33 protein-coding genes and 1 tRNA gene are annotated in these 26,865 nt (G+C 28.2%); 20 read left to right on the top strand and 14 right to left on the bottom strand.

Annotation, left to right across the window (positions count from 1 at the left end; all coding sequences use genetic code 11):
- Window positions 1-23: 23 nt before the first annotated feature.
- The 10 genes from spoVG to bvRMA01_RS03960 form a co-directional block, all read right to left on the bottom strand.
- The gene (gene spoVG, locus bvRMA01_RS04005; RefSeq protein ID WP_011772717.1) at window positions 24-314 is read right to left on the bottom strand and encodes a septation regulator SpoVG; all 291 of its coding nucleotides are present in this window, start codon (window positions 312-314) and stop codon (window positions 24-26) included.
- 99 nt (window positions 315-413) lie between these two features.
- Window positions 414-764 carry a ribosome silencing factor gene (rsfS, locus tag bvRMA01_RS04000; RefSeq protein WP_041178535.1) on the bottom strand — a complete coding sequence of 117 codons (351 nt, stop codon included), beginning with the start codon at window positions 762-764 and terminating at the stop codon, window positions 414-416.
- Window positions 739-1,923, bottom strand: a complete 1,185-nt coding sequence (locus tag bvRMA01_RS03995) for an LCP family protein (protein WP_011772715.1) — start codon at window positions 1,921-1,923, stop codon at window positions 739-741. Before bvRMA01_RS03995 ends, rsfS begins: the two co-directional genes overlap by 26 nt.
- Window positions 1,924-2,496 (bottom strand): nicotinate (nicotinamide) nucleotide adenylyltransferase, encoded by a 573-nt coding sequence (gene nadD, locus bvRMA01_RS03990; protein WP_247032306.1) that lies wholly within the window; start codon window positions 2,494-2,496, stop codon window positions 1,924-1,926. It lies immediately after the preceding gene.
- An 85-nt stretch (window positions 2,497-2,581) separates the two neighbouring features.
- Window positions 2,582-3,565 (bottom strand): GTPase ObgE, encoded by a 984-nt coding sequence (gene obgE / locus bvRMA01_RS03985; RefSeq protein ID WP_247032304.1) that lies wholly within the window; start codon window positions 3,563-3,565, stop codon window positions 2,582-2,584.
- A 22-nt stretch (window positions 3,566-3,587) separates the two neighbouring features.
- Window positions 3,588-3,833 carry a 50S ribosomal protein L27 gene (gene rpmA / locus bvRMA01_RS03980; RefSeq protein WP_025375759.1) on the bottom strand — a complete coding sequence of 82 codons (246 nt, stop codon included), beginning with the start codon at window positions 3,831-3,833 and terminating at the stop codon, window positions 3,588-3,590.
- Window positions 3,820-4,152: a ribosomal-processing cysteine protease Prp gene (locus tag bvRMA01_RS03975; protein ID WP_011772711.1), complete on the bottom strand. Its 333-nt coding sequence runs from the start codon at window positions 4,150-4,152 to the stop codon at window positions 3,820-3,822. The genes rpmA and bvRMA01_RS03975 overlap by 14 nt, the downstream gene beginning before the upstream one ends.
- Window positions 4,152-4,466, bottom strand: coding sequence for a 50S ribosomal protein L21 (gene rplU, locus bvRMA01_RS03970; protein ID WP_041178534.1), 315 nt, complete (start codon window positions 4,464-4,466; stop codon window positions 4,152-4,154). The genes bvRMA01_RS03975 and rplU overlap by 1 nt, the downstream gene beginning before the upstream one ends.
- Window positions 4,467-4,592: 126 nt before the next feature.
- On the bottom strand, window positions 4,593-5,123 hold the full coding sequence (locus tag bvRMA01_RS03965; RefSeq protein WP_247032302.1) for an adenine phosphoribosyltransferase: 531 nt from the start codon (window positions 5,121-5,123) through the stop codon (window positions 4,593-4,595).
- A gap of 35 nt (window positions 5,124-5,158) precedes the next feature.
- Complete coding sequence (locus bvRMA01_RS03960) at window positions 5,159-5,695, bottom strand: DUF2147 domain-containing protein (RefSeq protein ID WP_041178532.1); 537 nt, start codon at window positions 5,693-5,695, stop codon at window positions 5,159-5,161.
- 247 nt (window positions 5,696-5,942) lie between these two features.
- On the opposite strand from bvRMA01_RS03960, the gene flgF reads away from it, so the two are divergent.
- From flgF to bvRMA01_RS03890, 14 genes are all read left to right on the top strand, one after another.
- Window positions 5,943-6,791, top strand: coding sequence for a flagellar basal-body rod protein FlgF (gene flgF, locus bvRMA01_RS03955; RefSeq protein WP_247032301.1), 849 nt, complete (start codon window positions 5,943-5,945; stop codon window positions 6,789-6,791).
- Window positions 6,792-6,803: 12 nt separating this feature from the next.
- A complete protein-coding gene (flgG, locus tag bvRMA01_RS03950) occupies window positions 6,804-7,598 on the top strand; it encodes a flagellar basal-body rod protein FlgG (RefSeq protein WP_247032300.1) in 795 nt (264 codons plus the stop codon).
- Window positions 7,598-8,236 carry a hypothetical protein gene (locus bvRMA01_RS03945; RefSeq protein WP_349642998.1) on the top strand — a complete coding sequence of 213 codons (639 nt, stop codon included), beginning with the start codon at window positions 7,598-7,600 and terminating at the stop codon, window positions 8,234-8,236. The genes flgG and bvRMA01_RS03945 overlap by 1 nt, the downstream gene beginning before the upstream one ends.
- A gap of 209 nt (window positions 8,237-8,445) precedes the next feature.
- Window positions 8,446-9,441: a flagellar basal body P-ring protein FlgI gene (locus bvRMA01_RS03940; RefSeq protein ID WP_247032298.1), complete on the top strand. Its 996-nt coding sequence runs from the start codon at window positions 8,446-8,448 to the stop codon at window positions 9,439-9,441.
- A 2-nt stretch (window positions 9,442-9,443) separates the two neighbouring features.
- A complete protein-coding gene (locus bvRMA01_RS03935; RefSeq protein WP_011772703.1) occupies window positions 9,444-9,785 on the top strand; it encodes a rod-binding protein in 342 nt (113 codons plus the stop codon).
- A 111-nt stretch (window positions 9,786-9,896) separates the two neighbouring features.
- Window positions 9,897-10,700 carry a sigma-70 family RNA polymerase sigma factor gene (locus tag bvRMA01_RS03930; protein ID WP_011772702.1) on the top strand — a complete coding sequence of 268 codons (804 nt, stop codon included), beginning with the start codon at window positions 9,897-9,899 and terminating at the stop codon, window positions 10,698-10,700.
- 46 nt (window positions 10,701-10,746) lie between these two features.
- Window positions 10,747-11,658 (top strand): divergent polysaccharide deacetylase family protein, encoded by a 912-nt coding sequence (locus bvRMA01_RS03925; RefSeq protein WP_247032296.1) that lies wholly within the window; start codon window positions 10,747-10,749, stop codon window positions 11,656-11,658.
- Window positions 11,624-12,640 (top strand): tRNA (adenosine(37)-N6)-threonylcarbamoyltransferase complex transferase subunit TsaD, encoded by a 1,017-nt coding sequence (gene tsaD / locus bvRMA01_RS03920; protein ID WP_247032295.1) that lies wholly within the window; start codon window positions 11,624-11,626, stop codon window positions 12,638-12,640. Before bvRMA01_RS03925 ends, tsaD begins: the two co-directional genes overlap by 35 nt.
- Complete coding sequence (locus tag bvRMA01_RS03915; protein ID WP_011772699.1) at window positions 12,637-13,431, top strand: PfkB family carbohydrate kinase; 795 nt, start codon at window positions 12,637-12,639, stop codon at window positions 13,429-13,431. Before tsaD ends, bvRMA01_RS03915 begins: the two co-directional genes overlap by 4 nt.
- A 193-nt stretch (window positions 13,432-13,624) precedes the next feature.
- Complete coding sequence (gene murG / locus bvRMA01_RS03910) at window positions 13,625-14,713, top strand: undecaprenyldiphospho-muramoylpentapeptide beta-N-acetylglucosaminyltransferase (protein WP_247032294.1); 1,089 nt, start codon at window positions 13,625-13,627, stop codon at window positions 14,711-14,713.
- Window positions 14,703-15,191, top strand: coding sequence for a CvpA family protein (locus bvRMA01_RS03905; protein WP_011772697.1), 489 nt, complete (start codon window positions 14,703-14,705; stop codon window positions 15,189-15,191). Before murG ends, bvRMA01_RS03905 begins: the two co-directional genes overlap by 11 nt.
- 10 nt (window positions 15,192-15,201) lie before the next feature.
- Entirely contained in the window at window positions 15,202-16,245 is a 1,044-nt protein-coding gene (locus bvRMA01_RS03900; RefSeq protein WP_247032292.1) for a hypothetical protein, read from the top strand.
- Complete coding sequence (locus tag bvRMA01_RS03895; RefSeq protein WP_247032290.1) at window positions 16,245-17,405, top strand: two-component system sensor histidine kinase NtrB; 1,161 nt, start codon at window positions 16,245-16,247, stop codon at window positions 17,403-17,405. Before bvRMA01_RS03900 ends, bvRMA01_RS03895 begins: the two co-directional genes overlap by 1 nt.
- The gene (locus bvRMA01_RS03890) at window positions 17,398-18,768 is read left to right on the top strand and encodes a sigma-54-dependent transcriptional regulator (protein WP_247032288.1); all 1,371 of its coding nucleotides are present in this window, start codon (window positions 17,398-17,400) and stop codon (window positions 18,766-18,768) included. The genes bvRMA01_RS03895 and bvRMA01_RS03890 overlap by 8 nt, the downstream gene beginning before the upstream one ends.
- 136 nt (window positions 18,769-18,904) lie before the next feature.
- On the opposite strand, the gene bvRMA01_RS03885 is transcribed toward bvRMA01_RS03890, so the two are convergent.
- Window positions 18,905-19,792 (bottom strand): LysM peptidoglycan-binding domain-containing M23 family metallopeptidase, encoded by an 888-nt coding sequence (locus bvRMA01_RS03885; protein ID WP_247032287.1) that lies wholly within the window; start codon window positions 19,790-19,792, stop codon window positions 18,905-18,907.
- Window positions 19,793-19,900: 108 nt separating this feature from the next.
- Between bvRMA01_RS03885 and bvRMA01_RS03880 the strand changes: the two genes are divergently transcribed.
- The gene (locus bvRMA01_RS03880) at window positions 19,901-20,230 is read left to right on the top strand and encodes a nucleoside triphosphate pyrophosphohydrolase family protein (RefSeq protein WP_011772692.1); all 330 of its coding nucleotides are present in this window, start codon (window positions 19,901-19,903) and stop codon (window positions 20,228-20,230) included.
- Between the two features lie 46 nt (window positions 20,231-20,276).
- Entirely contained in the window at window positions 20,277-21,170 is an 894-nt protein-coding gene (locus bvRMA01_RS03875; RefSeq protein ID WP_247032286.1) for an undecaprenyl phosphate translocase family protein, read from the top strand.
- Here bvRMA01_RS03875 and bvRMA01_RS03870 read toward each other — a convergent pair.
- From bvRMA01_RS03870 to bvRMA01_RS03860, 3 genes are all read right to left on the bottom strand, one after another.
- Window positions 21,152-21,235, bottom strand: a tRNA-Leu gene (locus tag bvRMA01_RS03870). The genes bvRMA01_RS03875 and bvRMA01_RS03870 overlap by 19 nt on opposite strands.
- Before the next feature lie 61 nt (window positions 21,236-21,296).
- Window positions 21,297-21,956, bottom strand: coding sequence for a hypothetical protein (locus tag bvRMA01_RS03865; protein ID WP_247032285.1), 660 nt, complete (start codon window positions 21,954-21,956; stop codon window positions 21,297-21,299).
- Window positions 21,957-22,002: 46 nt separating this feature from the next.
- Window positions 22,003-22,593 carry an ATP-dependent Clp protease proteolytic subunit gene (locus tag bvRMA01_RS03860; protein WP_011772690.1) on the bottom strand — a complete coding sequence of 197 codons (591 nt, stop codon included), beginning with the start codon at window positions 22,591-22,593 and terminating at the stop codon, window positions 22,003-22,005.
- A 251-nt stretch (window positions 22,594-22,844) separates the two neighbouring features.
- Between bvRMA01_RS03860 and bvRMA01_RS03855 the strand changes: the two genes are divergently transcribed.
- The 4 genes from bvRMA01_RS03855 to bvRMA01_RS03840 all read left to right on the top strand — a co-directional run bounded on the left by bvRMA01_RS03855 (window position 22,845) and on the right by bvRMA01_RS03840 (window position 26,864).
- Window positions 22,845-23,906: an NAD(P)/FAD-dependent oxidoreductase gene (locus bvRMA01_RS03855; protein WP_247032284.1), complete on the top strand. Its 1,062-nt coding sequence runs from the start codon at window positions 22,845-22,847 to the stop codon at window positions 23,904-23,906.
- 319 nt (window positions 23,907-24,225) lie between these two features.
- Complete coding sequence (locus tag bvRMA01_RS03850) at window positions 24,226-25,185, top strand: ribonuclease Z (protein ID WP_247032283.1); 960 nt, start codon at window positions 24,226-24,228, stop codon at window positions 25,183-25,185.
- A gap of 21 nt (window positions 25,186-25,206) precedes the next feature.
- Entirely contained in the window at window positions 25,207-26,133 is a 927-nt protein-coding gene (locus bvRMA01_RS03845) for an ABC transporter ATP-binding protein (protein WP_247032282.1), read from the top strand.
- Entirely contained in the window at window positions 26,130-26,864 is a 735-nt protein-coding gene (locus bvRMA01_RS03840; protein ID WP_011772686.1) for an ABC transporter permease, read from the top strand. The genes bvRMA01_RS03845 and bvRMA01_RS03840 overlap by 4 nt, the downstream gene beginning before the upstream one ends.
- Window position 26,865 lies beyond the last annotated feature (1 nt).

Below are 26,865 nucleotides of genomic sequence, written 5' to 3'. Positions count from 1 at the left end.
ATACACTTTGTCAATAATATTTATTAGCCTAATTCAAGTTCAAGACTTGAAGGATTTTCCTTCACATATTCTTTAAAAATAGCACTTTGCAAAATCTCTCTAAAATTTTGATTAATAGGATGTACAATGTCTTTATACTCTCCGACCTTAGTTCTTCTATTAGGCATAACAATAAAAACACCTTTTTGCCCCCTAATAACCCTGATATTATGCAAAACTAAACAATCATCAAAAGTAACTGTCACATATGCCAATAGCTTCGAACCGGGATTTTTATTATCAACTCTCCTAATTCTTACGTCTGTAATATTCACTCCTAGGCCTCCCTAAAATACATGTTTTAAATCTAGAATATTTTTAATTTTTTGTAAATAATTCTTGCGATATTTTTATTTTTTTTAATTAAATAACTCTCAAGGATAAATAATTTTTCCCTGATCCCATATCTTTTCAAGTTCATAATATTCTCTGGCCTTTTCACTCATTAAATGTACAACTAACCCTTCACATGAAATAATTGTCCAATCATGAACAAAACCTTTACCCTGAATACAATAATTAAAATCCTTTTCCTTAAAAAATGTTATTAATCTTTCGGCATACAAAGCTTCCATTTGCTTAAATGATGAACATGAAACAATAATAAAAAAATCAGCCCAATTACAAACAGAACCAACATTAATACCTAAAACATCAATTCCGCCAAAATCAGATATAATCTTACATAATTTCTTAACATCATCTATTTTTAACATATCTTCCATCAAAATCATCTCCCAAAATGATTATTACATCAGGACTCATATCAGGCACATCAAGTCCTAAAGTATCTACACGAAACTCAGAAATTGGTTTAATGTTTCTTGCTCCAATTACATCCCCAACCTTAATGGCGATCTCTAAATTATCTGAATTATTTATTATCAAAGTATGAGAATAATTATGCCTATCTGCATTACCAAACCTTACAACCTTAAATTTTAAAGATTTAAAAATATCTGCCGCATTCCTTGCAAGTCCAGCAGTCTTAGTGCCATTTAAAACAATAACTTTAATCACCTCTTCATTTCTAGTTTCACCCATTAAATCTCTATTTAAATTTTCTATCGATTCCTTAAGAACCGCTCCCCCATAATAAGGAAAAACAACTTTTATTAAATTATCATTATTATCCTTAAATGTTTCCTCTTGCCCTTTAATATTGATAAAAATAAATTTCTCATTATTTATTTTATAATTAGCAAGAATATATTTAAACACAGTTTCAGAAAGATCCGTATCTAACATGAAATACATTTTAGAAAAATAATCATACTCTTCTTTAAAATCAGAAAATTGTGTCAAGATTTTCTTAAAAAATTCCTTAAAAAACTCAAATCTTTCATCGTAAGAAGAAATATCTCTGAAATAACTTAAATAATCATAAGATTTATCCCCATCAAAAACAGAATTACCAGAAGGTATTAATATAGGACGTACTAAACTGTATATTTTAACAGGATTTTTAACAAGAAGACGAACTCCACCAATATAGTCAACAAATTTCACAAAATTACTCTTTTTAAAACAAATATAATAATCGGGTTCATGATTCAACTGTCTAGATACTTTAGACAAAAATTCATTAAAGCTATTCTTTTTATATAAATCTTCAAACCAAGACACATTTCCCTTTAAATCCTCATAACCTGTATAAACAGGAATATCTAAAAATCCAACATTTCCTGTTTTTATATTAATAAAAATCTCTTGCATACTTAAAAGATTGTCATTATCATCTTCTATAAGAAATAAAAAACTAATATTACTCTTAGTATTCAATTCAAAATAGATTTGCTCTCTTTTAGAACTATCAACAAAAAAAATCACAATACCAAGAACTATTAAAATAATTAAAACTAAAAAAAATAATTCTTTTCTCAATTATGTACCTTTAACATATAAATTATTACTCTTAATATATTGCAAAACATCAAAGGGAAGCAAATAATCAACGGGTAATCCTTGCTCAATTCTACTTCTAATTTCTGAAGAAGAAATAGAAAATATTCTATTATCAATATAGGTATGTTTAAACCGACTAACTAATCTTTCACTGTAAATTCTGTGAACCACCACAAGATTAACAGAGTCGATTATTTTTTCTGGATTTTTCCATGAATCAAAACTCTCAAAAAGATCATCTCCAATTACTAAATAAATATCATCATGAACATATTTATTCCTAATACAAGCAATAGTATCAACAGTATAAGTTATTCCGCCATTTATAATATCGCATTCATCGATAAACATATTATTTTCATGTTGTACAGCCAACTTAAGCATCGCAATTCTATCTTTAACACTAATATTTTCAACACACTTATGAACAGGTTTATGAGTAGGAATGAATAGTATTTTATCAACATTTAAAAAATGCTCTATCTCCTTTGCTAAAAACATATGCCCAACATGAACAGGATTATAAGTACCACCCAATATTGCTATTCGCATAAATCTCCCATGTTATACATTTAATTTACTACATTAATTAATGTCTGAACAATATTAATTTTGAACTTCTAAAAAAACAATGACTTTAAATCCTCGATAAAGCAAAAAGTTCATTAACAAGCTCATCTATTCCCCTATTATCATAAATAGAAATTCCTAAAACTTTTTCGCCATCCAAAGCTCTTTTTAACTGATTAAAATTTTCAATAGCACCTTCTAAATCAAGTTTATTAGCAACAATTATTCTCTTCTTACTTGAAAGGCCAACATCATACACACTAAGCTCATTAACAAGGATGCTATAAGTACTCATAAAGTCATTACTGGCAACATCAATCAAAAAGACCAAAATTTTGGTCTTTGAAATATGTCTTAAAAATTCAAAACCAAGCCCCATCCCTCGACTTGCACCCTCAATTATCCCAGGCACATCAGCAATTACCAAATCATCATAAGAAGACTGCAAAACACCAAGATGCGGAAATTTAGTAGTAAAAGGATAATTTCCAACCTTTGACCTTGAAGCAGTTATCGTAGAAATAAGAGAAGATTTACCTGCATTAGGCAGCCCAACAAGTCCAATATCAGCTATCAATACTAATTCAAGACGTAAATCCAAAGTAGTACCAGATTCTCCAGGTTGAGCAAACCTTGGTGTCCGTTTTGTAGAACTTTTAAAATTTACATTTCCAAGACCACCTCTTCCACCCTTTAAAGCAATAACTTCATCATCAAAGTTCTGAAGCTCAAACAACATAGAATCAGTAAAAACATCATAAACACGGGTATTGGGGGGAACAAAAATAACTAAATCTTCACCAGAAGCCCCACTTTTCCTAGAACCCATCCCAGGCCTACCATTATTAGCAGCAAGCTTTTGACCATTTTTATAAAAAGATAAGGTTTTAAGATCTGGCTTAACCTTAAAGACTACATTTCCACCCCGACCTCCATCACCACCATCAGGACCTCCTTTGGCTTTAAATCTTTCACGCAAAAAAGAAACACATCCTGCACCCCCACTACCTGAAGACACAGTTATGTTTAAAGAATCCTTAAATGTATGCAAATCAACCTCAACTATAACAATATTAAATAATATTTATATATTTTCGGCCCTTAGAAGTTTTAAACTCTACTATACCATCCTTTAATGCAAATATTGTATGATCTCTGCCAAGTCCAGAATTTTTGCCTTTATGAAATTTTGTACCTCTTTGACGTACAATTATTTCTCCAGATCTCACAAATTGCCCACCACTTCTCTTAACACCAAGCCTCTTAGATATAGAATCTCTTCCATTCTTAGAACTACCACCACTTTTACTTGTTGCCACTAGTTTCCTCCAAAATCAATTTAATATCACAAGGATATTCAAAGCACAAATCCTTTACACCTTGTATTAAAAATTTACTATAATAAAAAAGATTCTGTCTATCCAAATCTTCAAAAAAAGCCTCAAATTCTAAACAACCTCTTAAAGAATTGTCCACAGTAAAATCTTCTTTCTCACAATCAAGAACACTTAAAAAAGTCCTTAAAATAAAAGAAAAGGAAGAACAAACTATATTAATATGATTATTCCCTTTAGCATGTCCATTGGCTAAAATATAAATAATTATATCATTACGGGTCTTTATTAAAACATTAATCACTAACTAACAACTATATCATCAACCAAAACATAAGAATAGGATTGACGATGGCCGACCTTTCGCTCACTTGACTTTCTTCTTCTATATCTGTAAGAGATAACTTTTTTATCTTTTTTATTTTCTATATAAGTACATTTTACACAAGAACCTAAAACATAAGGTTTTCCTATCTTTACATCTCCATCCTTATTTACAAGCATTACACTGCTAAATTCTATTTTATCACCTTCACTAGCTCTGATTTTATCTATCTTTAACATCTCTCCCATAATAGCCTTGTACTGCTTACCCTTTATTTCCAACAACGCATACATCACAATCACCTCTCAATGTTCAGCTAAGTATTATAAATTTAATGAAATTTAAAGTCAATTATTTAAGCTCAATTAACTTATTTAATCTCACTCAATTAATAACACAAATTATTTATTAAATAACTATCAAAAATACTTAACAAGAGAATTCAAACTATATTCCCGTAAAGCATCTTTACCATTCATACTCACAAGTTCAATAAAACAAAAGATATCAGATACCACCCCACCCGACTTTTTAAGCAACATAGCAGCTGCTTTCAAAGTGCCTCCGGTAGCTAAAATATCATCAACTAACAAAATATTTGAATGTTGTTTAACATCATCTTTATGTATTTCAATACTGCTAAATCCATATTCAAGATTATATTCCTCTCTTAAAACTTGCCTTGGAAGTTTACCTTCTTTTCGAATTAACAAAAGAGGCAATCCCATTTTTAAAGCCAAAGGCGCACCAATAAGATAACCTCTTGATTCAATAGCAGCAATGTAATCGATGTTGCTTGATAAATAAAAAGCATGTGCATCTTCAATTAAAGATTTATATGCTTCTGCTTTGAGTAAAACATTAGTAATATCATAAAAAAGTATACCTTCCTTTGGAAAGTTAGGTACTTTCATAATAAACTTATCATAATATTCCGTTTTATCTTTCATTAAGATTTCCCACAAAAAATTAAATATCTATTCTTTTATTTTTCCGCTACAGGGGGATTTGGCACTATGCCTTCTACATCTAATTTTGGAATCTCATCTTCATTAGCTCTTGTCCAAATCTTACTTCTACCAAAAATCCATACCTTACCCTTGGTAATAAGATTACCCGTTTTTGGATCTACCCTCATTTCAGAAGTATAAATTTTACCATTCTTAGGATCAATAATCTTACCCTTATCCCACTTGCCAGAAGACTTAATATATTTAAGCCCCCACATAAAATCAAGACCTTCGGTACTTAAATGTTCAAAACCTACAACCCTATAACCAGAAGGATCATTAATATCATGCACCTTCCCATCTTTTATTACATTTAAAATTCTACCATAGACTTTATCATTATACTTATAAACATAAATTACAGAATTTTTAACATTCGTAGTACCATCATATCCAACCCAATATCCTAAAACCTCACTACCGTCTTTTTTATTGTCTGTTTTTTCAGACTCTGCAAATGCAAAAAACGAAAAATAAAATAAAAGAATAATTCTCAATACATTCTTATCCATATAAACTCCTAAAATTAACATCTGAGCCAACAATTTAAATAGATCATGACAAAGAAAGATTATACATTTATTTCATACTTTTTGCAAAAGGAATAATTTACTTACATAATTTAAATTACTCAATACAAATTGATAGTTCAATCTTAGAAAATCAAAACACACAAAACAATAAAGAAATCAAAATTGATATATACTAATTTTAGTGATAAAATATAGTATATATCGATGATAAATAATGAGGTTTTATGTGGTAAGAGGTATTTATACTGCTGCCAGCGGAATGATGGCACAAAGACACAGATTAGATGTTATTGCGAATAATTTAGCAAATATCGACCTTACGGGATACAAAAAAGATTTATCTGTCCAAAAGGCATTTCCCGAAATGTTAATTAGGCGAATTAATGATGATGGTCTTTACAAATTTCCCAAAGGATACCTGGAGACAGCACCTGTTATTGGCAAGCTTGGTACAGGAGTTGAAGAAAATGAAATCTATACTTCTTTTGAACAAGGACCACTAAAAATAACTGGGAATCCTCTTGACTTAGCATTAACTGATGAGGGCTTTTTTGTTGTTCAAACACCAGAAGGAGAGAGATATACAAGAAACGGTTCTTTCATACTCGGACCAGAAGGCATACTTGTGACAAAAGATGGATATCCTGTAATTGGAGAGAAGGGATACATATATCTAAAAGATAATAACTTTAAAATAACAGCTCAAGGACAAATATTTCATAATTCAACAGTTGAAAGAAATCCCAAAAAACTTGTAAGTGAATATGAAAATTCATGGGAAAACTATGAACTCCTTGACAACTTAAAGATTGTAAATTTTGAAAAAACAAGATTTCTACAAAAACAAGGAAGTTCACTCTGGAATAGTACAGAAATATCTGGACAAGCTAGAAATATCGAAATAAATTCAAGACCTAAAATTGAAACTGCTACTTTAGAAGGCTCAAATGTAAATGCCATTAATGAAATGGTATCAATGATTACAGTTAACAGGGCCTATGAAGCAAATCAAAAAACAATACAAACCGAGGATTCACTTCTTGGTAAATTAATTAACGAAATTGGAAAATTTTAAGGGGATTAGCTTATGATGAGAGCACTCTGGACAGCAGCCAGCGGAATGAAAGCACAACAATATAACGTGGATACAATTGCCAATAATCTTTCAAATGTAAACACTACGGGATTTAAAAAAATAAGAGCCGAATTTGAAGATCTAATATATCAAACACAAAAAAGAGCAGGTACTCCTGCAACTGAGGATACAGTAAGTCCCCTTGGCAATCAAGTTGGACACGGAACAAAAGTATCAGCAACACACAGAATCTTTGAACAAGGCAATCTGCAAGCCACTAATTTGAAAACTGATGTTGCAATTGAAGGTGATGGATTTTACAAGATTCTCTTACCAGACGGCACTTACGGATACACCAGAGATGGTTCATTCAAAATCGACGCAAACGGAGCTCTTGTAACAAGTCAAGGATACAAATTATTGCCTGAAATATCCTTTCCTGAAGAATATATAAAAGATTCTATTATAATATCTCAAGAAGGAATAATATCTGTCAAAGTTGATGGAAGCCATGATCCAATTGAACTTGGTCAAATGGAAATTGCAAGATTTGTAAACCCAGCAGGTCTCAATGCAATTGGAAACAATATATTTAAAGAAACCATTGGTTCTGGAGAAGAAATATCAGAAACACCAGGAAGTAGTGGAATGGGTAGGCTAAGACAAGGCACCCTTGAAATGTCAAACGTATTAATTGCAGAAGAAATGGTAACAATGATCGTTGCGCAAAGAGCTTATGAGATAAACTCAAAAGCAATTCAAACCTCAGACAATATGCTAGGAATTGCAAACAACTTAAAAAAGTAGTGAAAACACTCAAAAATAAATTTATATTCTATCTATTTACAATAAATTTATCACAAATAATGCCTTATGATACCTGTTTTACAATATCTCCTAGTAAAACATATTTTTTCTCAAAAGAATACTCAAAAATGTGCAATGATAATAACTTATCACAAATTTACATAAGCCCACATCTTAAGCAAAAGCAAATAATATTTGAAATGATTAGCCATATCACAAAGAATCTAGCAAGCAAAAATATTTACATATTACAATTCAGTTTTGATGAATCAGAGATCAATATAGAAGATAAATTTTCCACCGATATAAAATTTAAGGCAATAAAAAGTATATCATATAAAAATATACCAATACAAAAAACTTTGGTTTATTATACAAAAAAATTTGAAGACTATAAGAAACATAATAAAGTAAATATGTATATTGACATAATAGAACCAATCGTATTTGCAAAAACAGATTTAAAGACGGGCCAAAGCTTAAATGAATATAATGTTTATTTTAAATATCAAGTAAACACAACTAAAAACAACGAAACGCTAAGCCTAAACGAATTAAACCAAAGTAACTATATGGTATTACAAGATATAATAAAAAATGAAGAGCTTAGGCTAAATAAAATACAAAAACAACAATAATACCATATTCAAACATATAAATTCCCAATTCTGTTATTAGCTTTACTAATCGATTATAATGACAAAAAAATTATAGGAAATTTTCTCTTTATTTTATAATTAAGCTTTAAATTGTCAAGTAAACCAAAGAAAAAATGAATAAACTAAAAGCAATTGCAATAATATTAAAATAAAGGTAAACTATATTGCCATACAAAAGGAACAAAATCATGAAACTATTGATAATGCTAGCCATCTTAAACTTAAAAATAGTCCTAAGCTCATTCGCACAAGAAAATCAACCTTTAAAAAATTTTGCTAATGAAAATAGCACTATAAATCAAATAAGTGAGCAAATAAAATTAAAAAATATCGCTGAAATTAAATCTACAGGTTCATATACGTTAACAGGAATTGGAATAGTAGCAGGCCTTGCTGATAAAGGAGATTCTCTAAAGAGAAAAGACATTTTAAATAAGGCGTTAAATAAAATTGGTATAAATGAAATAGATCTAACAAACATAGGAAGCAAAAACATCGCATTAGTAAGCACAACAGTCAAAATAAATGGAAACATAATTAAAGGTGTAAATCACAATGTTTACATAGCATCAATGCTAGATTCAAAAGACTTAACAAATGGTATACTTTTAAGAACAGAACTGAAAGATAAAGAAGGAAAAGTACTAGCAACAGCCTCAGGTCCAATAATAACTAACGAAAAATCAAAAGGTACAGGATATATACTAAACGGAGCAACAATACATGAGAATAAAAACTATACAAATTACAATATAATTCTTAAAAAAGAGGATTATATCTTAGCAGATTCAATAAGTAAAAAACTAACAAGTAAAAACATAAAAAATAATATAAAATCAGGAAATATCATAGAAATTGAGATCAACGAAATTGGATTGCTAGGCGAAATTGAAGAAATAGAAATAAAAACTATGCCTAAAGTTCTAATAAGTGAACAAAACAAAATCATTATAGCAAGTACAAATGCAGAAATAGGACCCCTTATATTTTTAATTGAAAGAAACGGGGAAAACTTATTTAGTAACAGAAGCAATGAAAAAATAAAAATAGAAATACAAAAGATGAAAGTAAATGAATTTATATCAAAAAATTCAAATATGCTTAGCAATGAAGAATTAATAAAAGTAATTAAGGCAGCTAAAAAAATTAATAAATTACATGGGGAATTAATTCTGGAGGAATAGATATGACAAGTAAAATCAATTTACAATGCTTAGAAACAAAAAATCAAACAAAACAGGTAAAAATTCTAAAAGACAAAATAGAAAAAACAAATCAGCACAAAAATGACAACAAACTCTATGAAGCTGCACTAGAATTTGAGTCAATCTTTATAAATCAAATGCTCAAGAGCATGAAAAATTCTTTAAAAAAAGAAAATAATTTAATTAATGGGGGTCAAACAGAAGAAATTTTTGAAGATATGCTCTATTCAGAAAGAGCAAAACAAATAGCCAAATCTAAAAGTTTTAGACTTGCTGATTTAATTTATAACCAAATAGCAGAAGTAAATAACTTTAGAAAATAGTTCATATTTAATAAAAAATATTAATTATTTTCTAAGTTGGCATGATTTTTGCATCACATCAAAAAGAGAGAGGGATGTTGATACGCAAATTTCAAAAATGGGAGAAGTATTGTGAATATATTTAGCAATGAAGATTTAAACATATACTTAAAATCCGTAAGAGAACACAGACTGATAACTCACGAAGAAGAAATTGAACTTGCAAAACAAATTAAACTAGGAGACCTGAAAGCCAAAAACAAAATGATAAATGCCAATTTACGTCTCGTCTTAAAAATAATTAAAAGATATGCTGGCAAAGGATTAAAAGTTGAAGACTTAATACAAGAAGGAAATCTAGGTTTAATTAGAGCAGCTGAAAAATATGATCCAAGTAAGAACACCAAATTCTCAACTTACGCCTCATTTTGGATTAAACAATCGCTTCAAAGAGCATTAAATACCAAAACCAGACTTGTAAAGGTACCATACAGAAAAGAAAATTTAATACTCCAAATAAATAAATATCTCATGGAAGAAGAAAAATCACCAAAAAAAGAAGACATAATGGAAAGATTTAACTTAACAACTGCTCAATATATAAAAATCATTCCCTATCTTGAAAAAGAATATTCCCTTGATAAAAAGATCGAAGGTTCAGAAAATTCTACGCTACTAAACCTCTATGAAGACAATTCTTTTAATCCTGAGAGTACCCTTGAACAAAATTCAACATTAAAACATCTCAATCACATACTAGAGACCAAACTAAATGAAAAGGAAAGATACATCATAATAAAAAGATATAACTTAGACAACAGTGATAAAAAAAGCACCTTAAAAGACATTTCCAATGAACTTGGAATCTCCTCAGAAACCGTTAGACAAATTGAAAAAAGAGTACTAAAAAAACTCAAAGAAGAACTTTATCAATAAACGTTGACTTAATACCAGATTTTGATATAATGAGAAGCTACTGAACATGAGTATTCACAATGTTTCTATCTTTTTAAAGAAACATAAATTAAAAATCACAATATCATTTGTTATTATTACATCTTTTATCTCAATAATTATGCTATTTTCTAGCCTTGTATATATAAAATCAAATGCAAAAAAATTCAATCTAAACTTTAAGAACAAATTAGCAAAAATTAAAAAAGAAAATTTAATAAAAGTACAAAAAAATTTAAAACCTACATTTTATCTCATAATTGATGATGTTGGCTATGACGAATTTATGTTAGACGAATTTATAAAAATTGACTTAAACATTAATTTTTCAATTATTCCCTTTTTACCAAAATCAATGGATTTTTATAACAAACTAGCAAGTAAAAATAAAATTATAATGATTCATTTACCAATGCAATCAAAATATAAAAATTCAATAGAAAAATTTCACATAAACATTAACGATAATGAATTTGCAATACGAACAAAAATTGAAAAAACATTTCAAACATACTCCAATGCAAAGATCATGAATAATCATATGGGAAGTCTTATTACTGCAAATGAGAATATAATGCAAATTATTCTAATCAAACTTAAAGAAGAAAATAGATACTTTTTTGATAGCCTAACTACGCAAAAAAGCATATCCGCAAAAATTGGTAAAAAAATTGGGATTATAGTAGAGCAAAGAGACATATTTCTTGATAACAAAGATAATGAAAAAGCCGTAATTAAAGCACTTGAGAGAGCAAAACAAATAGCTAGAACAAAAGGAATTGTTAAAGTAATAGGACATATTTGGTCAAAAAATACTCTTAAAATACTCAAACAAGAAGCAGTAAACCTAAATAAAGAATTTGAATTTAAAAATTTAATCAACCTTTATCAAAGAGAGGAAAACAATGAGAGTGCTTGGAATAGAGACCTCATGCGATGATTGCTGTGCAGCTATAGTAGAAGATGGTGTTAAGATTTTAAGTAATATCAAGCTTAGTCAAAAAGAACACAAAAAATATTATGGTGTAGTTCCAGAAATTGCCTCAAGGCTACACACGGAATTTATCATGTCTGTTTGTCAACAGGCCATAACAAATGCTCAAATACATGCATCAGAAATTGATTTAATAGCAGTCACATCTAAACCTGGTCTTATTGGCTCCTTAATTGTTGGTGTAAACTTTGCTAAAGGTTTATCAATTGCCCTCAAAAAGCCTCTAATTTGCATTGACCATATTTTAGGTCATCTTTATGCTCCTCTAATGATTAAAAAGATAGAATATCCATTTCTATCTCTAATGTTAAGTGGAGGACACACAATACTTGCAAAACAAAATAACTTCGATGACATTGAAATACTTGGACGAACGCTTGACGATGCTTGTGGAGAAGCATTTGACAAGGTAGCAAAATACTATAAAATGGGATTCCCAGGTGGGCCAAACATAGAAAAATTAGCCAAAAACGGTAACCAATATGCATTTAATTTTCCAATTACAATTTTTGACAAAAAAGAAAATAGGTATGATTTTTCATATTCAGGCCTCAAAACAGCATGTATACATCAACTTGAAAAGTTTAAAGACAAAAATGAAAACATAACAAAAAATAATATTGCTGCAAGCTTCCAAAGAGTAGCTTTTGAAAATTTAATTATTCCAATTAAAAGAGCAATAAAGGATACCAATATAAAAAAATTAATAATATCTGGAGGAGTTGCAAGCAATCTTTATTTAAGAGAAAAGATCAAAAACCTTGAAATAAAAACATACTATCCCCCAATCGACCTTTGCACAGATAACGGAGCAATGATTGCAGGAATTGGTTACCTTATGTATTTAAAATACGGGGCAAGTCCAATTGAAATTGATGCAAATTCAAGAATAGAAAACTATAAACATACAAAAGGAAAGACAGTATGAAACGAGTATTAGCCATGCATGACATTTCAACTATAGGTAGAGCATCACTTACAATATGCATACCAGTCATATCATCATTTAATATGCAAGTTTGTCCATTTGTAACTGCAGTTCTCTCAGCAACAACAGATTACAAAGAATTTGAAATAATAGATTTAACAAATAAATTAAAAAAGTTTATTTTATCTTGGAAAAATCAAAATGAAAACTTTGATATATTCTATAGTGGATTTCTTGGAAGCAACACCCAGCAAAAAATAATAAAAAATATGTTCAAACTACTCAATTTTGAAAAAATAATAATTGATCCTGTATTTGCAGACAATGGTGTACTCTACCCTACTTTTGATGAAAAAATAGTGAATGGATTTAGAAGCCTAATAAAACATGCAAACATCATAACACCTAATATCACAGAATTGAAAATGTTAGCTAAAACGGAAAAGATAAACAATAAGGATGAAATAATAAAAGCAATATTAAATCTTGAAATAAACGGAATAATCGTAGTTACAAGTGTAGAAAAGGAAAATCTTATAGGAAATGTTGTTTATAACACGCACACAAAAGAATATTCAGAAATCTTTTTAGAAAAACTAGAACAAAACTTCGGTGGAACAGGGGATTTATTTGCAAGTCTACTAATAGGATATCTGGAAAAATCGGAGATAGAATATGCTTTAGAAAAAGCAACCAAAGTAATTCATTCAATAATCAAATTTTCTATTGAAAATAATACTATTAAAAATAAAGGTATTCAAATTGAGCAATTTTTAAAAAATATTTTCTAATCTATTTTAATATAAGATTCTCTCTTAGCACAGTCAAAATGTGAGTTTAGAAACAAACATAATTTGATATAAATGAACTACTGACATTTTTTTAAATTCAATAAAATTTAGAATAGTCACTGTAAAAGTAAAAAAATGTATAATATTTGCATTAAAATGCATTGTTAAATTACAATGTATATAAAAGAGGTATATGAAAGCTAAGAAAAGAATATTTTTTACAGGGGGAGGTACAGGGGGGCATGTTTTCCCAGGAATAGCAATAATTTCAAAATTAAGAAAACTTGATACAAATATCGAATTTTTTTGGTTAGGACAAAAAGACTCAATGGAAGACAAGATCATAAAAGAGCACGCGTATATCAAATTTATCGCAATTCCATCAGGAAAACTTAGAAGATATTTTTCACTGCAAAATTTTACTGACTTTTTTAAGGTCATATTTGGAATAATCAAAAGCTTTTTCATAATAAAAAAGTATAAACCCCAAATTATATACGCAACTGGCGGTTTTGTATCAAGTCCACCAATTATTGCAGCAAGTTTACTTAAGGTAAAAAGCATAACCCACGAAATGGATCTTGATCCTGGGCTTGCAACAAAAATCAATTCAAAATTTGCAAACAAAATACATATCAGCTTTAAAGAAAGCACAAAATATTTTAAAAACAAAAATGTCTTATATACAGGCTCACCAATCAGAAAAGAATTCTCAAGTCCAAATCCAAATATAATAAAAAATTTAACTCAAGATACAAAAAAACCCATAATTAGCATACTTGGAGGCTCTCTTGGAGCAGAAATTCTAAATAAATTAACACTCAATATCAAAAACAAAATTGATGCGTATTTTATCCATCAATGTGGAAGGAATCTAGATGCAACTAGAGAAAATAATTATTTAAGAAGTCAATTTTTTAATGCAGAAGAAATGGCAAGCATAATAAAATTTTCAAATATAATAATAAGCAGAGCAGGATCAGGTGCTATTAAAGAATTTGCCAATGCTGGTGCATGCGTAATATTTATTCCATTTGTAAAAGGCTCAAGAGGGGATCAAGTCAGAAATGCAAAACTATTAGAAGAACAAAATGCGTGTTTCAAAATAGATGAAGAGAATTTAAGTGAAAGCAAAATCATAAATATCATAAAAGAAATCCTAGAAAATAAAGAAAAGTCCAATATACTAAAAAATAATATAAAAAAATTTCACAATCAAGACTCATCAAGCCTAATAGCTAATCTATTGTTAAAAGAATTTGGGAAAATAAATGCTGGTTAACGATCCCTTCAAAATAACTGGTATAGTAGACATACTAATAATAATAATTTTTATATCACTAGGATTTAGAGGATTTTTACGGGGGTTCATCAAAGAAATTGCTGGATTTGTTGAAATTTTTACTTTAATATTTTTGATCTACAATAAAACCAATGATTTTAAAATATTAATATCACCTATTCTCGATTTATCATATGTTCAAGCACTACTAGTATTTTTTTTAATAATACACATAGGATTTTTAATCTTACAAGCATTAATCGAATCAATAATAAATCATCTTAAGTTATTATTTTTCAACAGGTTACTTGGACTAATACTTGGTTTATTTGAAGCCTTTGGAATAATTGCAATTGTAGTATATATAATATACTCTCAACAACTCTTTAATCCCAGCTACTTCTTAGAAGAAAGCAAATTGCTTAAATATCTAAATCCTAGCATAAACTATTTGTTTAAAATATCAAAAACACAGTAAAGAGAATCACATGGAAAGCTTATCCGAAATAACTTACGAAATAATTAAGGAGTATGAAAAAGGAAGTCTACCAAATGCAATACTTTTTTGGGGAGAGAGATTTTCTTTTAAAAAAACAACTGCAATTGAACTTGCAAAAAGAATCTTAAATACACAAACTTTAACAAACCCAAATTTAATAATTTTCTCAAATCTTAATATAATAGAGGCAAAGGCATATCTTAATGTAAACTCAAATAAAGTTATAAATAAATATCTAGAATATGTTAAGAATATCATTTTTACTAAATACAATTTCAGCAGTGATAAAAACCTTAAAAAAATAGAAACAGACGTCAATTTTATTAATAATACCTATTACAAAAACGAATATAATGAGACAATCACAAAAGAACTTATTAAAAAAATTGAGGAAATAATTAAAAACATAAACTTTAACATTACCATTAATGATGTTAGAAAAATTAAATCCTGGATATTATCAGAGAAGCATAAGATAAAGGTAATTTACATTAATGAAATTGAAAATCTAAATTTTAATGTCTATAATGCACTACTAAAAATACTAGAAGAACCACCTTTAAACATTTATTTTATTTTAGCTACAAGAAACAAAAACAAGATTCCAAAAACAATCCTTTCAAGACTAAGACTATACAAATTCAGAAAGGAAAATAGAGATTTTGAGATCAAACAATTCAAAGCAATCTTTAATAAAAATGATGAACTAACAACAGAAGAATATTTCGACTCATTTCATAGTGAAGAACACACACAATTAAAAGAAGAAGTCAAGCGAATTTTAAATATAATAAAAGAAAAACAGGGTATATTTAATCTTGACACATTTAATTTCCTAAAAGATGAAAATATATTTAAATTATTTTTACAAGAACTTACAAACCAACTTAGACATGAATTTTTAAGCCAAAATTTAGACACTAATACATATCTGAAAAGATTAGAATATTTAAAATACATCTCAAAATACAGTCCATACAACCAGAACAAAAAATTAATAATCGAAAATTTAATGCTAAATTACGAGGATTAATGAGCAAATTTTTAAAGAAAACCTTGACCAAATTAAATAAATTATCAAGTGATCAAAAACTTAAATTTATTCAAGATATCTATAAAAAAATAGAAATATACGATGGCATTTTTGCATCCATTAATGAAGGGATCCTAGTTCTTGATAAACTTAATAACATAATTTACCTAAACAAAATGCTATTTCAAATTTTAGTTATAAGTCCTAAATACAAACTAGAAACCCTTAAAGATATTCAAATTCCAACTCTAACAAACTTAATAGAAGAACTAGTAACAAACGAAGATAAAATAATAGGATTTGAGGTACAAATTTCAACAAACATATACATTAAAATATCATTTATGCCATACGTCAGAGATCAAAAGCTTGAAGGAAATATTATTTTAATTGAAGATATTAAAGATAAAAAACATAAAGAAGAACTTTTTAGAAGAGCTGAGGCTTTAGCTGCTTTTACAAGACATGCAAGAAATATTGCTCATGAGATTAAAAATCCGCTAGGAGCAATTGACATAAATTTACAACTACTCAAAAAAGAAATAGATAGACAAAGTATCAAAAGCACAAAAGCAAATAATTACTTCAAAATAATAAAAGAAGAGATAAATAGAATGGATAAAACTGTAACAGATTTTTTATTAACAGTGAGACCAATAAAAATAGTACCAGAAAAAAGAAATATCACTGACGTTATAAAAAGTGTTTATAACCTATTAAATCCAGAATTAAACAATAAAGATATTAAATTCCTACTCAATCTAAAAAAAATAAGCCCTGCATTAATTGACGAAAAACTCATCCGTCAAGTAATAATCAATATAGTAAAAAATGCAGAAGAAGCACTACTTGAATCAAATAAAAAGACAAAAAAAATAGAAATTTCTATTCACGAAAATACAGAAAAAATATACATTGGTATTAAAGATAATGGAAATGGAATAAAAAATGAAACAAAAGATGATATATTCAAACCTCAATTTAGCACAAAAGAAAGTGGAAGTGGCATAGGACTAACTATTTCTTATAAAATAATTAAAGAACATGGGGGTGAAATTTTTGTGGAAAGTAAAGAGACAAAAGGAACATCTTTTACAATTACACTTCCAAAATTAAATAAGGGCAAAATTCTAATTGAAGGATGTTTAGAGAATGAGTAAACTACTGGTAGCAGATGATGAAAAAAATATACGAGAAGGAATAACAACTTATCTAGAAGAGGAAGGTTATTTTGTATTTACTGCTAGTGATGGAAAAGAAGCACTTGAAACAATTAAAAATGAAAAGATTGATGCTATAATATCTGATCTTAGAATGCCCCAAATATCAGGAGAAGAACTACTTAAAATAGTAAAAGATAAAAACCCAAATATTCCCTTCATTATTCTTACAGCTCATGGAACTGTCGATTCAGCAGTCGATGCTATGCGAGAAGGTGCTTATGATTTTTTAACAAAACCTGTTGATCTTGAAAGACTGTTACTCATAATAAAGCGAGCCTTAAATGGTAAAAATGACAAAAGACATGAAAACATATCCCAAGATAATGTCATAATTCGAAAAGATTTAAATTATTATGAACGTATATTTGGAAAATCACTTATAATGCAAAAAACTCTAGAACTTGTAAAAAAAATCGCAAAATCAAAAGCATCTGTCTTAATAACTGGAGAGAGTGGAGTTGGAAAAGAAGTAATAGCAGATGCCATATTTGACTTATCAAATAGAAATGACAAACCCTTCATTAAAGTCAATTGCGCTGCACTCTCTGAGAGCACACTTGAGAGTGAACTCTTTGGACATGAAAAAGGAGCATTCACAGGTGCAATATCTCAAAAAAAAGGCAGATTCGAATTAGCAGATAAAGGAACGATATTTTTAGACGAAATAGTAGAAACATCACCTGAAGTTCAAGTAAAACTACTAAGAGTGCTTCAAAATAGAACATTCGAACGAGTAGGTGGAGAAACTACTATGCAAGTTGATATTAGATTATTAACAGCAACAAACAAAAATATTGAAGAAGAAATTAAAAAAGGAAGGTTTAGAGAAGACTTATTTTATAGGCTTAACATAATAAATATCAATATTCCTCCCTTAAGAGAGAGAAAAGACGACATACCAAAGTTAACAAAAATACTAATTAAAGATGTTGCAAGTGAAAATAATAGAGAAGAGAAAAGTCTCTCCAATGATGCACTAAAAGCCCTTTATGCATATGATTGGCCAGGAAATATTAGAGAACTCAAAAATGTACTAGAGAGCGCCTTAATATTATCTAAAGAAAAGCAAATTGTAAAAGATGATTTACCTCCCAAAATTAGAAATAACACAAACCAAATAGTTAAAATTATACTACCAATAGGTATAAGCTTAAAAGAAGCAGAAAAAGAAATCATTAAACAAACACTTTTACACTCTAAGAATAATAAAAGCAAATGTGCCGAAATACTTAAAATAGGAAGAAAAACCTTACACAATAAAATAACAGAGTATGATATAGATTCAATAAAGCACAATTAATTAATAATTAGTATAAAAAATATACATTATGACAATATATGCATCAAATTAAAATAATTTTAAACAAAGTATGGCAAAAAACTATATCCTTATATTTAAAATCGACCTATCACATACTGATAAAATAAATATCTATCTACTTCAAAATCTTAATAGGATTCACAGGTGCATCTTTTTTCAATATTTCAAAATGCAAATGGGGACCTGTTGAACGACCAGTTCGACCTACCATACCAATAATATCCCCTGTTCTTAAAACATCTCCTTTCCTTACAATATAAGAACTAAGATGGCCATAAAGGGATTTAATATTGTTTTTATGTTCAACCACAACAAAATTGCCATAAATATCATTATAGTCAACTACAACTACAACACCATAAGATGAGCAAAAAACCAAAGAATTCATTGGAGCTGCAAGATCTATACCTCTATGAAAATCTTTAATACCAGTAAACGGATCTGCTCTAAATCCAAAATCAGAGCTAATAATAAAGCTCTTTAAAGGCAAAATAAAATCAGAATTTAAAAAGAAAAGCATTTCTGTGCTTGAAAGGTAACTTAACTCTGGTTGTATCAAAGAATCAAAAAAATAAAACTCACAAATCTTATTATTTTGTCTAACCTTTATCTTTTCTGCTTTTGTTAAATCCCTTGTTGCTAAAAGTAAACTATTAAATCTATGTTCCTTATTATCAATAACAAAAATGCCTTTTTTACTAGGAATTAAGATCTCTTCTCCTGCCTTTAAAAAAGGAGAATCTAATAAATTAATTGTTGAAATGCTAGTTTGCCAACCATTTACTTTATTTGCAATCTTAAAAAAAGTATCACCTTCTTTAACTTTATATGAATAAATAAATAAAGGAATTTGTACTCTTTTATTATATTTAGCAATTTTTGACTTAAGATCATAAAAAATAGGATCTTTATTTGAAAAATTCTTTATCACAGGATAAGAATAGGCACAATCAAACTGCAAAAAGAAGAAGACAAATTCTAATAAAAGAGCAAATTTACTCAAAGATAAACTCCACTTAATATATGGGGTTAATATAATAAAAATTTAAAAAAAAGGAAATAATAAATAAACTTGTAAATAAATAAAAACTATATTAAACTAATCTTAATTATGAAATTAAATGAATATCAAATAAAGGCTAAACAAACTGCTAAATATAAAAATAAAAAGGAAGAACTAATTTTAACAACCCTTGGGCTTGCTGGAGAGACAGGTGAAGTTGTAGAAAAAATAAAAAAACTAGGTCGTGATAAAGAATATATCCTTGATGATGAATATTTATTGGCAATTAAGAAAGAACTTGGTGATGTGTTATGGTACATTTCAAATTTAAGTAATAATCTTGGAATAACACTTGAAGATGTTGCTATTACAAATTTAGAAAAATTAAAAAAAAGACATGAAAACGGCACAATTAATGGCGAAGGCGATGAAAGATAAAAAATAAAAGACATTAAGTTATACGTTTAAATATATATAAGAAATAATGATAAGCATCTATATAAAAGGTTTACTAATTGGTATTGCAAGCATAATACCAGGAGTTTCAGGAGGTACTCTAGCCTTAATGCTAGGGATCTACTACAATATAATAAATTCATCTGCAAATTTAATAAAATTAAAAAAGGTAAAAGAAAATACAATTTTTCTTGGCATATTATCACTTGGCATATTAACTTCAACAACCATACTTGCAAAAATATTTAAAAGCTATATTTTAAATGGAGCAATAAGAGAAACATACTTAAATGTGTTTTTTATAGGATTAATCACAGGAAGCATATTCACATTAAAAAAAGAAATAGATATAAAAACAAAAATTAACAAGCATAAAGAAAGTACAAAATATTTATTATTTTTAATTGGATTGCTCACTATAATATGTTTATTGATATTAAGAACTTACGATATATCACTAAACATATCAGCATATCAAGATAAAAGCTCGATTAAATATTACTTACTCATTGCCAGCTCAGGAATAATAGGTGGCAGTGCAATGATTCTACCGGGCCTTTCAGGTTCACTCATATTGTTAAGCCTTGGAACTTATAAAGAAATTATCAACATCATTTCACAACTCAATATAAAACTATGCATAATATTTGGAATATCCACAATAATAGGAACAGGAACTACAATACGAATAATAAAAAAAACAATAGACAAGCATATTGTAAAATTTCTCTACTTATCTACAGGTTTAATCTTGGGATCAATCATAAATATGCTATTTGTTATAACAAAACTCAACGTACAACCTAATTTAATGCTTAATCTATCTTTAAGTAGCCTATTTATCACAGGAATCTATATAAATAAACTACTTGAGGATAGATTAAACAATTTGAAAACTTTAAATACCGAAAACCGGACTTGAACCGGTACGGAGTTTCCTCCTCAGGATTTTAAGTCCTGTGTGTCTACCATTTCCACCATTTCGGCATCGCTAGTAATGATATAATAATGCAATAATGATGTCAAGAACTAAATAGCTTTCCAAAATTTATTTAATCAAAATACTTTTTGGAAAGCTATTTATATAAAAATCATCATATAAATAACTTAAAACAACATAAATCAAAGAACGAAAGGATATTTGAGCTGAAAAATTAGAATAAACTCGATCATCAATGGTATTAATTATATACAAAGGATTAATTGAATCATAAATCAAACTAAAATAACCATTCCTAATAATGACATCTAACATACCAAACTCACGCTTACCCAAAATAAAAAGTAAATTTTCATACCTATAATTTAAATAGGTTATCTGATCATCAAGAATAAAAATATCTAAATTATTAGCTATTTCTTCATCAAAATTAAAAACAACAATCCCATAATAATGATCTTTAAACATAAAATCAACAACCACACCTAACCTGCACTCATAAAGTCCTTCGATAAAATCTAAAATTTGAATCTTAATCTTTTCTTTAGCAAGAATACCAATAGAAGAGCTATTATTTTGCCTAATAAAATAGGCATTTTTAAAACTTCCAAATGAAACTCTGTTATTAACTAGATCCAACTCCTCTTTATTACCTAAATTTTTAATAATGACTAAATCAAAATCTGACAAAAACATATTATAAGCAATATCTACTAATGTATCCAAAGAAGTAAAATTCTTTGAAAAACTAGTAATACCAAATTCCAAAATGCTAAAGTTTCTCCTTGGGAAGCTACAAGATAATACTAAAAGACTAAGAAATAAATTCTTCAAGCTCAAGTCTAGTTGTAACAATTTTAAAGACAAGACCATATTTCATTGCAGATTCACTACCTAACCAAAAATCTCTATCGGTATCTTTTTCAACCTTATCAAGTTCCTGACCCGTCTCTTTTGCAATAATATCATTAAGTTCACTCTTAACTTTATTAAGTTCATTTGTATAAATTTCAATATCTGTAGCAACCCCTTTAAAACCACTTAAAGGTTGATGCAATAAATATCTCGCATGAGGCAAAGAAAATCTACTCTTTGAATCTGCAGCCAAAAAAATTAAAGCACCAGCACTTGCCACAAGTCCAACTCCAATTGTAAAAACTTTAGGCTTTACAAAACGTATCATGTTAAAAATAGCAAACCCAGCATCAATATCACCACCTTCCGAGTCAATATAAACAAATATCGGTTTATTACAATCCGATGCTTCTAAAAATAATATTCTTTCCTGAAATAACTTAGAAGTATCTTTATTAATCTCGCCTGTAATAACTATTGATCTACTCTTTAATGCAAACTCCAATGATTGCTGTATTTCTGTTTGCATCTTCATATCTTTAAAATCCATAAACTTACCTTTTCAACAAATATAATGTGATATATATTATTGATATATATTATAATTAAAAACAAAAGGTTTTTAAATGTCCACATCAAAATAAGAAAGACACACCACTAAAGATGACCAATATTTGAAAAAAAACAAGCTGAAATTTTTAATAATGAAAGGTTTGGGAATAAATTACAAATAAATTGCTTACTCAAAAGTAATTCTTTAAAATTACAAAGAAAACAGAACTAAAAAAAAGGAATATTTAAATGAAATATGAATTTGCAGTCATTGGCGGTGGCATTGCTGGGAGTACTCTAACTTATGAAATACTTCAAAGAAAAAAAAGTGTGATTCTCTTTGACAATGGAGCTGAGAAAGCAACAACCGTAGCAGGAGGGCTTATTAATCCTATTATGGGAAGAAAAATGAACATTGCTTGGAGAGAACCTGAAATTTTCACATTTGCAATTCAATACTACAAAGAAATGGAAAAAAATATTAACTGTGATTTCTTAAAAGAAAATCCTATTTTTAGACCATTTACCACAAAAACACAAAAAGACGAACTGATTTCAAAAATCAAAAGTAATGAGAATATAAAAGACTTCATCATGGAAATAAAAAATGGAAAAATACACGATTTTTCCAATGACAATGATGGGGGCATACTAATAAAGGGTGCAATAATGAACACAAATTTATATATACAAACCCTTAAAAAGTACTTTATAAAGTATAACGCATACATAGAAGCAGAAATCAATGAAGATGAAATTAAAACAAATGACAAATCTTTTATAATCAATGAATTTAAATTCAAAAAATTAATATTGACAAGAGGATACAAAGAAAAAATTGCAAGGCTTTTTTCATATCTTCCATTTAAACTAGCAAAAGGAGAAATACTTATAATAGAAATGCAAGGATTAAATCTTAAAGAAATTTATAATAGGCATGTATCCTTAATACCTCTACAAGATAACAAGTTTTACCTTGGCGGAACTTACGAATGGAAAACGTTAGATACAAGCACAAATGAATGGGCAAAAAAAGAATTAATAAACAAGCTTAAAAAGATTACAAACCTAAATTACAAAGTAATACAACACAAAGCGCACATTAGACCCTCTACACTTGACCGAGAACCCTTTCTTGGTGAACATCCAAAATACAAAAACATATTTATATTAAATGGATTTGGAACAAGGGGAATATCAATGGCAGCATATTTATCTAAAAAGATTTTAGATTATATTGAAAACAAGTCTAATCTTCCAACTTATTATGATATTAAAAGATATGAAAATTTATATAATTCCTTAAAATAGACAAAATATCCTACAACTTCATCTTCTCTAAATTTTTATTTCAATAAATAATTTTCACTTGAAATATTTCTAAATTTACAAAAAAATAATATAATATCCAAGTGTACGAAAAATTAAAATCTAATAATCAAAGTAATGTTTACCTACCCTTTATCAAGACAGAGATTCTACATAAAATATCAAGGAGCATGTATTATTAAATTAAAAAATAATTTCAAAAAAATAAAAGGTACCAATATAAATTCCATGCTCACTTTCAAAACCAGTTTTGGAACGTATCTTTACACATTGCTAACAAAAAAAATTTGGGAGATTATTTTTGAACTTTAATATCAATATTCTTGGCACAGGAGGAACAAGACCACTACACAATAGATACTTAACTTCTATTTTAATAGAATACCATGGAGAAAGCTTTCTCCTTGACTGCGGAGAAGCTACTCAAATGTCTCTTAGAAAACAAAAAATATCATGGCAAAAAATAAAAATGATTTGTATTACACATTTACATGCCGATCACATCACAGGTTTACTTGGAATAGTAATGTTGATGGCACAAAGTGGCAATACAAGGAAAGAACCTTTAACCATCATTGGACCTATTGGCATCAAAAAATATCTAGAAACAAATATAGAACTTTTACGAGTACATAAAAATTATGACATAATATACAAAGAAATAATAATCAATAAAACAGAATCAATTTTATATGAAGATAAAAAGAAAAGAATAGAATATATAAAACTTAAACATTCAATAGACTGTGTCGGATATCTATTTATAGAAAAAAATAAGCCTGGAAAATTTGATACCCAAAAGGCAGAAAGTTTAAACATACCAAAAGGACCTATTAGAAAAAAATTACAGGAAGGACATGAAGTAATACTTAATGAAAAAAAAATATTACCTTCTGACATACTAGGAGAGCCTCAAAAAGGCCTAAAATTTGCATATATTACAGACACGGCTTACTCTGAAGAACTAAGCACACATATCAAAAACTTTAATCTAGTAATTATTGAGAGTACATTCAAAAACGAATTAAAAGAGGAGGCTAAAAAAAAATTACACTTAACAGCAAAATTAGCAGCAAAAATTACAAAAAAAGCAAAGGTACATCAAACAGGACTGATCCATTTTAGTGAAAGATATACACTAAATAAAGATCTATTCGAGTTACTAGACGAAGCAAAACAAGAATATCCAAATGGAGAGATATTTTTAACAAAAGATGGAATGAAACTTAAAGCAAATAAAGATAAATTTATTATAAAATAATAGTACTTAAGGAGACATCATATGATAAATGCAAAGAATATCACTAAAACATATGGCTCATTTACAGCTCTCTTTAATGTTAGCTTCAAAGTTAACGAAGGAGAGGTTCTTGGAATACTTGGTCCAAATGGAGCAGGAAAATCGACATTAATCAAAATTCTAACATCATTTCATTATCCAAATAAGGGCAATGTAAAAATCTTTGGAAAAGATATTACAGAAAATTCAAAAGAAATATTGCAAAATGTAGGTTACATACCTGAAAAACTGGCTCTTTATCCCGAATTATCTGTTAAAGAGTATTTAAATTTTATATCAGAAATTAAAGGTGTTAAAAATCCAAAAAAAGAAATAGATAAGGCAATAGGTATTTTTAAGCTTGAAGGTGTCCAAAACAAACTAATATCTGCACTATCAAAAGGATTTAAGCAAAGAGTAGGCATAGCTGGTGCTATAATCAATAATCCCAAACTTGTAATACTTGATGAACCTACAAATGGGCTTGATCCAAACCAAATTATAGAATTTAAAGAATTTTTAAAAGAACTTACAAAAACTAGTACAATACTGTTTTCCTCTCACATTTTAAGCGAAGTTGAATCAATTTGTAAAAGAATAATTATTATTAATAATGGAGAAATTATTGCTGATGATACTAAGGAAAATATAGTTAAAAACAGACTTAAAGAAACTGAGCTAGATCTAATTATTTATAAAGATTCTGGAACAACAAAAGAACATTTCAGTAATAATGACATATTTACCTCAATTAAAATAAAAGAGTATGAGACAGAAATAAATGTTTCATTAAGACTTGCACCTGATAAAACTGAAAAAGAACTTTTTAATTATGTTGTAAGTAAAGGAATGATAATAAAAGCAATGATTCCAAAACATGAAAGTTTAGAAAAAATATTTAGTAAACTAACAAAGGAGAAAAAACAATGAAAATAGATCTAAGACAATCCCTAGCTTTGTCAAAAAAAGAATTAAAAGTTTTATTTGGTACACTAACTGCATATGTTGTAATGTTATTTTTCCTAATATTTGTAAATTTTTCTTTTATTTTCTTATCAGGATTTTTTATTAAAGACAATGCATCATTAATGTCTTATTTCTCATCAATGCCTATCATTTTAATGTTAGTGCTTCCAGCTCTTAGTATGGGGGTATTCTCAGAAGAGCATAAAACAGGAAGCATTGAATTACTTTATGCACTACCAATCAGTCCACAAGAGATAGTACTTGGCAAATTTATCACACTTAAGATATTCACATTAATACTTTTTGCTCTCACACTACCACTAACAATAATGACAATTTTTATGGGCGAATTTGACCTTGGTATAATATTTCTTCAATATTTAGGAATAATCCTTTATTCTTACTCAGTGCTTAGCATGGGAGTATTTATATCATCTATTACCAGAAGTCAAATAGTATCTTACATACTAAGTGTGTTTATCTTAATCATAATAGTCTTTTCAGGAAAGTTAGTAATGATATTTGGAAAAGACAATATATTTGGACAAATACTCAACTTTATCTCAATTACTAATCATTTTAGTTACTTTAATATGGGAATATTAAACTTATCAGACTTTATCTACTTCATTATATTTTCAGTTACATTTTTGATGTTAAGTTCATATAGCATAAGATTAAAAAAATGGAGATAAT

This window comes from Borrelia venezuelensis, assembly GCF_023035835.1.
GTDB classification, from domain to species: Bacteria; Spirochaetota; Spirochaetia; order Borreliales; family Borreliaceae; genus Borrelia; species Borrelia turicatae.
The sequence above is the reverse complement of the archived record's forward strand: the minus strand, read 5'-3'. Positions and strand labels throughout refer to the sequence as shown.